The following is a 10,342-nucleotide window of genomic DNA, read 5'->3' on the forward strand; positions in this document are numbered from 1 at the left end:
GTTCCGGCAGCCTTCAGTGGTCTTTGCAGAGTTAAGACAGGCGGCTTAGCGTTGCACTTCGAACTTGAATCCGCCGTACACCATCACGATTTAAGTGTTGCGCAGCTATACACGATCCTGGCGTTGCGGAATCAGGTATTTGTCGTTGAACAGCAGTGTGTTTATCAGGATATTGACGGTAACGATCTGTCCGGTGACAACCGCCATATTTTGGGATTACTGGATGGCAAGCTGCTGGCCTATGCGCGTGTTCTGACTCCGGAGAATCTGCAGCAACCGGTGCGTATTGGCCGGGTGATTATTTCACTGGAAGCGCGTGGTCTGAGTCTCGGTTATCGTCTGATGGAGCGGGCCATTGCCAGCTGTGAACAGCACTGGCCGGGTGTACCGATTGCTCTTTCGGCACAGGCGCATTTGCAGGATTTCTATTTCCATCTCGGTTTTAAACCCATCGGTGATGTCTATTTCGAAGACGGTATTCCGCATATTGATATGCAGAATTAACTTTTACCGAAGATAAAAAAGCCGAAGATTGCTCTCCGGCTTTATTCATTCACTTACGGTTTAAAATAGCATTAGCCCGGTGTCATCACCCGATCGTCAACATATTTACGCTTATCCGGCGCAGGCGGGAAATACTGGTACAGCCAGGTTTCGCTCAGCGTTTCCTCTTTGGTGCGCAGGAACATACGCATCTCGACCGGTTTGGTGTCGTCGCTGTTCGGATACCAGTCGAACAGAATCCGGTAACCATTGATCGGCTCGACAAACAGGATTTCGACCTGCTTGATAGTGCCGGAAGAGACATTGATCACCGGCTCAATCCCTTTCGGTGCCGCGGCTTTCAGATCGCCACCGACGAAGTCGACCGCAATACGGCGTGCCCAGACATTCGGATAGTGTTCGCCCGGTGCCCAGCCTTCCGGGAAGCCGCCCATACCGGTACGGGTAGCATCAACACGTGCCAGGCCACTGCGCACAGGCGGCAGGCCGCTCCAGTACAGTTTGTAGCTGAAATGGTGCTCGCTGCCAGCCTTGATCGGCTCTGCGGGCTGCCAGAAGCAGACGATATTATCCAGTGTCTCACCGGTGGTCGGGATCTCCATCAGGTTGATGGCGCCTTTGCCCCATTTATCCGTCGGTTCCACCCACAGGCTTGGGCGTTTGTTATACCAGCCAATCACATCCTGGTAGTCTTTAAAATCGTGGTTCAGCTGCAGCAGGCCAAACCCGCGCGGGTTTTCATCCTGATAAGCATTGAACTGCAATTTTTGCGGGTTATTCAGCGGGCGGCAAATCCACTCGCCTTTGCCGGTCCACATCGCCAGGCGATCAGAGTCATGGATCTGCGGATGAATGGTATCGCACATGCGACGCTCATTGGTGCCGCAGCTAAACATACTGGTCATCGGGGCGATCCCCAGCTGTTTAATGTCTTTGCGCGCGTAAATGTGTTTCTCAACTTCCATCACCACGCGTTTATCTTCGCAGTGGATCACGAATTTATACGCGCCGGTGCAGCTGTCGCCATCCAGCAGGGTGTAGACGGTAAAGGTGGTGTCTTTCGCTTTGGGTGTTTCAAACCAGAAAGCGGTGAAGTCCGGAAACTCTTCATGACCGTTGCTGAAGGTGTTGATCGCCACGCCACGCGCGGACAAACCATACTGATAGGTTTCATCCACGGCACGGAAATAGCTGGCACCGAGGAACGAAACGATATCGCGCCGCGCCAGTTCCGGCTTTTTAAAGGCGCGGAAACCGGCGAAACCGAGGTCGGTTTTGCCTTCCAGTTGTTTCGTATCAACGTTGGCGCTGTTGTAGTTAAACAGTTCGGTGCGGAAATGAATTTCACGCGCTTCCCGGTTATCGGCATCAACAGCAAACATGCGGATGCGGCGCTTAAAGCCCATACCAACATGGAAGAACTGCACATCCAGTTCGCGGTCGCCGTTACCGTTCCACAGTGAGTGATTCGCATCGTACTGAATCGCGTTGTACGCCTGTGGCGTCATGGTGGCGAGCGTATTTGGCAGCGGGCCTGGCGCGCCGCCCCACGGTTTGGTCGCCATACCGGCTGCCATTTTTTTCAGAACGTCAAAATCAAAACGCACCGCTGCGCCGTCAGCAATATCTGCATCTGCCCAGGCGGACTGCGCAAACAGCGTGGATAAGCCAGACATACCGCTTAAGGTCGCGAATGCCATTGACGCTTTCATAAACATTCTTCGATTCATGCCAGAAATCATTTCCTTTGCTGAACGGAGTTTGTAGTGACAGTCGTGCTTCTGCACCCCATTTGCATCCCTGGTTTTTCCAGGGTGACAGGGGGTACGACAGCGAACCGGCACAGGAATTCAAATCTCAGGAAATTTATCAGATTAATCACATAAACGAACTGTTTTCCGTTGTGCGGACATCAGATTTAACTCTCTTTACGTTTGGTGCGACATTTTTGCTCAGCAACCTGAACCATTGTGCCGTTTTCGCGAAACGGGGAGAGCAATCTCAGTCTATTCCTGGTGCCTGGCGGCGGCAGGGCGGGAAAAACTGTCTATAGTTAGTGGACATGCATGTTATTCATACACGGAGGAATAAAATGGCGAGAACTGAAGAAGCGCATGAAACCCGCCTGGATGACGATCTGGCTTTACTGACGGAAACGCTGGAAGAGGTTCTGAAAGCCTCCGGCGATCCTGCCGATCAGAAATATGTCGAGCTGAAAGCCAAAGCCGAGCAGGCACTGCATGAAGTGAAATCGCGCGTCAGCCGTGCGTCAGACACTTACTACTACCGCGCCAGACAGGCGGTTAACCGTGCCGATGACTATGTGCATGAAAAACCGTGGCATGGTATTGGTGTTGGTGCCACCGTTGGCCTGGTACTGGGTTTATTGCTGCGGCGTTAAACCCACTTCTCAGCGATTCAATCAGGGTCGGTCAATCCGGCCCTTTTTTCTGGATGCTGCAAAATTCTTTCCTGCCATTACCACAGTGTTTGGCCGTTGCTGCAAATCCGAGCCCGCACAGGGAACACGGTCAGCTCCGAAAAGACGCAAAATATGCCATCCATGGCCGCTCGGCCCGCGACTTCCATGGCGCGGGACGCTTTTCTCCACTGACCGTGTTCCCTGCTTACGGAGACCGGGGATCGCTGCCATATTCATCCTGCTTTTGTTAACAATCCCCGCTTTACTGCCTTAAATCAAAAAACATCATTGCAACACCGCTTACGATAATTCTGTCCCGCTCAATTTTGAGGCCAGTCATGACAGCATTCAGCGCAGCGCTTAACCAGTTACGAAATGACCTGCATCAGGTCACGCACCGCCAGGCGGGGCATCAGCGGCTGAGCGTCAGAATGTCCGACCATAGCGATGCCCTGTGCTGGCTGCATGCGCAGCAGTGCTGGCCGCAACTGTGGTGGCAGCACCGCAACGGCCGTGAAAGCGTGGCGCTGTGCGGTGAAGTGCGTCATTTCAGCACCATGCAACAGGCGCAGGCCGCGATGGAACAGCTGCCTGCCGACTGGCGTATCTGGGGCGCGAACGATTTTGCTGCGCAGCAGAGCTACCTGTTCCTGCCCCGGCTGATCTGGCGTCACAGCGACAGCGGCTGCCAGTTGCAGATCTACCTGTGGAGCGACACGTCACTGTACGACGACGCTCAGCGTGCGCTGCAGTTCCTCGCCGGATTACAACCATCACGCCCGCTGACAGCGCTTGATGCTGAGTTGCTGCACCAGCAACACACACCGGATCAGCCTGGCTGGTCGCTGCTGATCGACCATGCGCTCAGCGCCATTGCCGCTGGTCAGATGGATAAAGTGGTGCTGGCGCGCGCCACCGATCTGTGGTTCTCACACCAGGTCAGCGCAGCCGCGCTGCTGGCCGCCAGTCGCCGCGTTAATCATCACTGCTACCACTTTATGCTGGCCTTCGACCAGCACCATGCCTTTGTCGGCTCCTCGCCGGAACGTCTGTTTCTGCGCCAGCAAAGTGAGCTGATGACTGAAGCACTGGCAGGTACTGTCGCCAGCGGCGACGACGATCGCCAGGCGACCGACAATGCCAACTGGCTGCGCAACGACGATAAAAATCAGCGTGAAAACCTGCTGGTGGTCGATGACATCTGCCAGCGCCTGCAGGGCATGGTGGCCGGGCTGGATGTGATGCCCGCCGAAGTGGTGAGCCTGCGCAAAGTGCAGCATCTGCGCCGTCGCATCCACGGTGAACTGCGCCAGCGCAGTGACGAACTGTGCCTGACGCATCTACAGCCGACGGCCGCAGTGGCAGGCTTTCCACGCCAGCCTGCGCGTGAATTTATCGCCCGCCATGAGCCCTTTACCCGCCAGTGGTACGCCGGGTCGCTCGGCTATCTGTCGCGGCGGAAAAGCGAATTCAGCGTTTCGTTGCGTTCGGCGCTGGTGGAAGACCGCCGTGTACGGCTGTATGCCGGGGCGGGAATTATTGCCGGTTCGGATGCCACGGAAGAGTGGCTGGAGATCGATAACAAAGCGGCGGCGCTGGCCACACTTTTATTGCCGGAGTCGCCATAACACCGGAGTAAATCAACATCTGGTACTGCCAGTTGTTTTTATACTGAGATTCATTTGTCACGCGGGACGAAACCATGTCGATGAGCAGCACCTTTAACCGCCGCTGGTGTGAAGTGATCGTGGAAACCCTGACACGCCACGGCGTGCGTCATCTCTGCATTGCTCCCGGCTCCCGTTCCGCGCCGCTGACGCTGGCGGCGGCCAGCCACAGCAAACTGCAATGCCACACCCATTTTGATGAGCGCGGCCTCGGCCATCTGGCGCTGGGACTGGCGAAAGCGCGCAATGAAGCGGTGGCGCTGATTGTGACTTCCGGCACCGCGGTGGCAAATCTCTATCCGGCGGTTATTGAGGCGCGTTTGACCGGTGAAAAGCTGGTGGTGATCACCGCCGATCGTCCGCCGGAGCTGATCGGCTGTGGCGCGAACCAGGCGATTGAGCAGCAGGGTATCTTTGCCGGTCATGCGGCAACCCTTAACCTGCCGCGCCCGACGCCGGAGATTTCTGCGCGCTGGCTGGTAGCGGCGCTGGATGAGCTGCTGGCGAACCAGCAGGCCGGAGCGGTACAGATTAACGTGCCGCTGGCAGAACCGCTGTATGGCGAGGATAACGGCGAGTTTATGACCTGGCGCGACAGCCTGGCGGGCTGGTGGCAGGATGCGCGTCCCTGGGTGAACCATCGCCAGTGGCACACGGTGGAAACCCAGGAGAAGTGGCGCTACTGGCAACAGCGACGCGGCGTAGTGATCGCCGGAGGACTGAGTGCCGCACAGGGGCAGCGTGTTGCCAGCTGGGTGCAACAGCTGGGCTGGCCTCTGCTGGCGGATGCGCAGTCGCAAACCGGTACGCCGCTGCCGGGCGCTGACCTGTGGCTGGGTAATCCGCTGGCGCAGCAGACGCTGGCGCAGGCGGAAATCGTGGTGCAGTTTGGCGGCAGGCTGATCAGCAAACGTCTGCTGCAGTGGCAGGCCAGCCTGCAAACGGCGGCGTTCTGGCTGATTGACCCGCAGGCAGGTCGGCGCGAAGCGGCGAACCTGAAGGGCGATCGTATTGTCGCGGATATTGATGACTGGCTCGACCTGCATCCGCCGCAATGCCATACGCGCTGGGCCAGAGCGCTGGAACCGCTGGTGGCGCGTACTCAGCGTGAAATTGTCGCGGCCTGTGAAGCGTTCGGTGAGGCGCAACTGGCGCACCGTCTGCCGCAGTTACTGCCGAAAGGCGGGCAGCTGTTTCTCGGCAACAGCTTACTGGTGCGGCTGGTGGATGCACTGGCGCAGCTACCGGCGGGCTATCCGGTCTACACCAATCGCGGTGCCAGCGGAATTGATGGCTTACTCTCCACGGCTGCCGGGGTGCAGCGTGGCCAGCCGCGACCCACGCTGGTGCTGCTTGGCGATATCTCCGCACTCTATGATCTTAATGCGCTGGCGCTGTTGCGCCATGCGCCCGCGCCGCTGGTGCTGGTGATCGTCAATAACAATGGCGGGCAGATTTTCTCGATGCTGCCGACACCAGCCAGCCAGCGTGAACGCTACTTCTGTATGCCGCAGGAGGTCAATTTTTCTCATGCCGCCGCGATGTTTGGCCTGCACTATGCGCGCCCGGAAAACTGGCAGGCGCTGCAGCAGGACATTGCACAAGGCTGGCAGCGTGACGGTGTCAGCCTGATTGAACTGGTGGTGGAGGCGGAAAACGGCGCGCAAACCTATAAGCAACTGGTCAGCCAGGTGGCGGCATTATGATATTGCACGCGCGCTGGCAGGGACATCATCACAGCAGCAAACCGGTACTGGTCTGGCTGCACGGCTTTCTGGGCAGCGCCGCTGACTGGCAGGAGGTGCAACAGTCATTCGGCGACTGGCCGCTGCTGAGTATTGATTTACCGGGGCATGGTGGCTCCGCCGCGCAGAGCGTCAGCGGTTTTGATGAATTGTGCCAGAGGCTGAACGCCACCCTGCAGGCGCATCAGGTCGATCGCTACTGGCTGATCGGCTATTCGCTGGGGGGCCGGGTGGCGATGTACTACGCCACTCGTGCCGCCAGTGCCGGGTTGCTGGGCATGGTGATTGAAGCCGCGCATCCGGGGTTAAGCGCGGTATCTGAGCGTCTTACCCGTCAGCGTGACGATCGGCGCTGGGTCGATCGCTTTTCTGCGCAGCCGCTGCGCCTGACCCTGGCGCAGTGGTACGCCCAGCCACTGTTTGCCGAGCTCAGCGCGCGTCAGCGTCAGCAACTGATTGAGGCGCGTGCCGCCAGCTATGCTCCGGCACTGGCGTCGATGCTCAGCGTCACTTCTTTGAGCCAGCAACCCGATTTACTGCCGGAACTGCAGCAGTTCCGCCTGCCATTCCACTATCTGTGTGGCGAATGGGATCACAAATTTCAGCAGCTTGCCCGCCAGAAATCATTGCCGCTCAGCACCATTGCGGCGGCGGGACATAACAGCCATCGCGCCAACCCTGCCGCCTTCAGCTGGCAGCTGGCGCGTATTTTAAGGAGTAACCATGATCTATCCTGATGAACAGCAACTGACGGCTCCGGTGGAGTGGCGCGACTGCAGCGGCGATTTTGTCGATATTTACTACCACAAGTCGCTGGATGGCATTGCCAAAATCACCATCAACCGGCCACAGGTACGTAATGCCTTTCGTCCGCTGACGGTCAAAGAGATGCTGCTGGCACTGAACGACGCGCGCCATGATGAGGGCATCGGCGTTATCGTGCTGACGGGCGAAGGCGAACAGGCGTTCTGTGCCGGTGGCGACCAGAAAGTGCGTGGCGATTACGGCGGTTATCAGGATGACAGCGGTGTGCATCATCTCAACGTGCTCGATTTCCAGCGCCAGATCCGTACCTGTCCGAAGCCGGTGGTGGCGATGGTCGCGGGTTATGCGGTCGGCGGCGGTCATGTGCTGCATATGATGTGCGATCTGACCATTGCGGCAGATAACGCGCAGTTTGGTCAGACCGGGCCGAAAGTGGGCTCCTTCGATGGCGGCTGGGGCGCATCCTATATGGCGCGCATTGTCGGCCAGAAAAAAGCGCGTGAAATCTGGTTCCTGTGCCGCATGTATGACGCTCAGCAGGCGCTGGAGATGGGGCTGGTGAATACCGTGGTGCCGCTGGCGCAGCTGGAAAAAGAGACGGTGCGCTGGTGCCGTGAAATGCTGCAAAACAGCCCGATGGCGCTGCGCTGCCTGAAAGCCGCGCTGAATGCCGACTGCGACGGCCAGGCCGGTTTGCAGGAACTGGCGGGTAACGCCACCATGCTGTTCTATATGACTGACGAAGGGCAGGAAGGGCGCAACGCCTTTAACCAGAAACGTCAGCCTGACTTCAGCAAATTCCGGCGTAATCCCTGATGCGCACCGCCACCCTCTGGCGTTATGCCATTCCGCTGGACGCTGGCGTGGTGCTGCGTAACCAGCGTCTGAAACAGCGTGAAGGGCTGGTATTGCGTGTGCGCGAGGGCGAACGTGAAGGCTGGGGCGAAATTGCCCCACTGCCGGGTTTTAGTGTGGAAGAGCTGTGCTGCGCACAGCTGGCGGCCGAAACCTGGCTGGCTCGCTGGTGTGCAGGGCAGAATCCAGCGGACAGCACGTTGCCGTCGGTGGCGTTTGGTATCAGCTGTGCGCTGGCCGAGCTGGCAGACACACTGCCGCAGACGGGCAGCTATCACAGCGCAGCGTTGTGCACGGGCGACCCCGATGAACTGTTTAGCCGCCTGCAGGCGCTGCCACATCAGGTGGCGAAAATGAAAGTCGGGCTGTATGAAGCCGCGCGCGACGGTATGCTCGCCTGCCTGCTGCTGGAAGCGCTGCCGGTGTTGCAGCTGCGGCTGGATGCGAATCGCAGCTGGACGCTGGAGAAAGCCTGTCAGTTTGCCCGTTATATTCCTGCGCCACTTCGCAGCCGTATCGTGTTTATCGAAGAACCCTGCCGCACGCCTGCGGAGTCACGCCAGTTTGCGGTGGAATGCGGTATGGCGATAGCCTGGGATGAAAGCGCGCGCGAGGCCGGGTTTGAGGTGACGGCAGAACCGGGTGTCAGTGCGCTGGTGGTGAAGCCAACACTGACCGGCAGCATCGCCAAAGTACAGGCGTTAATTCACCATGCGCAGCAGCAGGGCTTAACGGTGGTGATCAGCTCCGCTATCGAATCCAGCCTCGCGCTGACGCAGCTGGCACGACTGGCGCACTGGCTGACGCCTGATGTGCTGCCTGGCCTCGATACGCTGCATTTACTGCAACAACAGCTGCAGCGCCGCTGGCCTGACATCTCCCTGCCGTTGCAGACGCTGACGGAACAGGAGGCGATATGGCATCGCTAAGCGCCCCCGCGGCGGCAGAGAATAACGTGCAGCACTTTGGCGACTGGCCCTGGCAGCACTGGGCACATGTGCACAGCCGTGAAACGGCGCTGGTGACTGCCAGTGGTGAACTGAACTGGCGTCAGCTGGCGGCGCAGGTGAGCGAACTGGCGGTTGGCTTTCGTCAGCAGGGTGTTCAGCCGGGCAGCGGCGTGGTGCTGAAAAGCAAAAACAGCCCGCAGGCGCTGCTGGCGTATCTGGCGCTGTTACAGTGCGGCGCGCGTCTGTTACCGCTCAATCCACAGCTGCCGGACGGGCAAACTGCGCCGGTACTGGCGCGCCTGAATCTTGATTTTGTGCTTTGTCTGGAAACCCCCTTGCCGTCAGTCCCGCTGAAAGTGCTGGCACTGCGCGCTGCCAGCGGTTGTGCGCATCATCAGTGGGAGAGTGAAAGTCTGGCGACGCTGACGCTGACGTCCGGCTCTTCCGGGTTACCGAAAGCGGCGGCGCACAGCTTTGCAGCCCATCTCGCCTGTGCGCGTGGTGTGGTGGCGCTGATGTCATTTACTGCCAGCGACTGCTGGCTGTTATCACTGCCGCTGTACCATGTTTCCGGTCAGGGGATCATCTGGCGCTGGCTGCTGACCGGCGCGACCCTGAAAGTGACGCCGGAACTGCCACTGGCGCAGGCGCTGGCAGGCTGCAGTTTTGCCTCGCTGGTGCCGACTCAGCTGTGGCGTCTGCTGCAACAGGAGCCTGTGCCTGCCGGACTGGAGAATGTGCTGCTGGGCGGCGCGACCATTGCGGCGGAACTGACGCAGCGGGCGGAAGCGGCAGGCATTCGCTGCTGGTGCGGTTACGGCATGACCGAAGCGGCGTCGACCATTGCCGCGAAGCGCACCAACGGTCGGGATGGCGTCGGGCAGTTGCTGGGCGAGGCGCAGCTTCAGCTGGCAGAGGGCGAAGTGTGGCTGCGTTCGCCGGCGCTGGCCTGCGGTTACTGGCAGGAAGGTGAACTGCTGCCGCTGGTGGATGAGCACGGCTGGCTGCATACCCGTGATGCCGGGATATGGCGTGACGGTGAGCTGCATCTCTGCGGGCGGCTGGATAATCAGTTTTTTAGCGGCGGCGAGGGGATTCAGCCCGAGCAGATTGAACGACTCCTGCTGAGGCATCCGGCGGTATCGCAGGCATGGGTGGTGCCGGTCAGCGATGCCGAATTTGGTCAGCGCCCGGTGGCGCTGCTGGAAAGGGATAATAATACCCGCCTCGATGCGATTGCTGAGTGGGCGGCCTGTCAGCTGGCAAAATTTCAGCAACCGGTGCAGTGGTTTGATTTACCCGCCGATCTCAGCGCGGGAGGCATTAAATTACCGCGCCGGACATTAATTCAGTGGGTTAATCGCGAATTCAGATAATAAGTGCAACGCTTGGTCATGTGGATGGAGGGACGGTTAGCTACCGATAAGCTATCCT

9 protein-coding genes are annotated in these 10,342 nt (G+C 58.9%); 8 read left to right on the forward strand and 1 reads right to left on the reverse strand.

All coding sequences use genetic code 11. The features are described 5' to 3' along the window. Window positions 1–51 precede the first annotated feature (51 nt). Window positions 52–504 carry a GNAT family N-acetyltransferase gene (locus ACSZO1_RS20190; protein WP_437615853.1) on the forward strand — a complete coding sequence of 151 codons (453 nt, stop codon included), beginning with the start codon at window positions 52–54 and terminating at the stop codon, window positions 502–504. Between the two features lie 71 nt (window positions 505–575). Here ACSZO1_RS20190 and ACSZO1_RS20195 read toward each other — a convergent pair whose 3' ends face one another. Further along, on the reverse strand, window positions 576–2,234 hold the full coding sequence (locus ACSZO1_RS20195; RefSeq protein WP_437615855.1) for a glucan biosynthesis protein D: 1,659 nt from the start codon (window positions 2,232–2,234) through the stop codon (window positions 576–578). Window positions 2,235–2,596: 362 nt separating this feature from the next. On the opposite strand from ACSZO1_RS20195, the gene elaB reads away from it, so the two are divergent. The 7 genes from elaB to menE all read left to right on the forward strand — a co-directional run bounded on the left by elaB (window position 2,597) and on the right by menE (window position 10,284). Continuing rightward, on the forward strand, window positions 2,597–2,905 hold the full coding sequence (gene elaB / locus ACSZO1_RS20200; protein ID WP_437615857.1) for a stress response protein ElaB: 309 nt from the start codon (window positions 2,597–2,599) through the stop codon (window positions 2,903–2,905). A gap of 359 nt (window positions 2,906–3,264) precedes the next feature. Further along, complete coding sequence (menF, locus tag ACSZO1_RS20205; protein WP_437615859.1) at window positions 3,265–4,554, forward strand: isochorismate synthase MenF; 1,290 nt, start codon at window positions 3,265–3,267, stop codon at window positions 4,552–4,554. A 74-nt stretch (window positions 4,555–4,628) separates the two neighbouring features. Further along, the gene (gene menD / locus ACSZO1_RS20210; protein ID WP_437615861.1) at window positions 4,629–6,299 is read left to right on the forward strand and encodes a 2-succinyl-5-enolpyruvyl-6-hydroxy-3-cyclohexene-1-carboxylic-acid synthase; all 1,671 of its coding nucleotides are present in this window, start codon (window positions 4,629–4,631) and stop codon (window positions 6,297–6,299) included. Further along, window positions 6,296–7,075 carry a 2-succinyl-6-hydroxy-2,4-cyclohexadiene-1-carboxylate synthase gene (menH, locus tag ACSZO1_RS20215; RefSeq protein ID WP_437615863.1) on the forward strand — a complete coding sequence of 260 codons (780 nt, stop codon included), beginning with the start codon at window positions 6,296–6,298 and terminating at the stop codon, window positions 7,073–7,075. The genes menD and menH overlap by 4 nt, the downstream gene beginning before the upstream one ends. Continuing rightward, window positions 7,062–7,919, forward strand: coding sequence for a 1,4-dihydroxy-2-naphthoyl-CoA synthase (menB, locus tag ACSZO1_RS20220; protein WP_437615865.1), 858 nt, complete (start codon window positions 7,062–7,064; stop codon window positions 7,917–7,919). Before menH ends, menB begins: the two co-directional genes overlap by 14 nt. Continuing rightward, window positions 7,919–8,887, forward strand: a complete 969-nt coding sequence (gene menC / locus ACSZO1_RS20225) for an o-succinylbenzoate synthase (RefSeq protein ID WP_437615867.1) — start codon at window positions 7,919–7,921, stop codon at window positions 8,885–8,887. Before menB ends, menC begins: the two co-directional genes overlap by 1 nt. Continuing rightward, window positions 8,875–10,284 carry an o-succinylbenzoate--CoA ligase gene (menE, locus tag ACSZO1_RS20230; protein WP_437615869.1) on the forward strand — a complete coding sequence of 470 codons (1,410 nt, stop codon included), beginning with the start codon at window positions 8,875–8,877 and terminating at the stop codon, window positions 10,282–10,284. Before menC ends, menE begins: the two co-directional genes overlap by 13 nt. Window positions 10,285–10,342: the final 58 nt, after the last annotated feature.

The sequence above is a fragment of the Erwinia sp. V71 genome (assembly GCF_965644245.1).
In the GTDB taxonomy this organism is placed as follows: Bacteria; Pseudomonadota; Gammaproteobacteria; order Enterobacterales; family Enterobacteriaceae; genus Erwinia.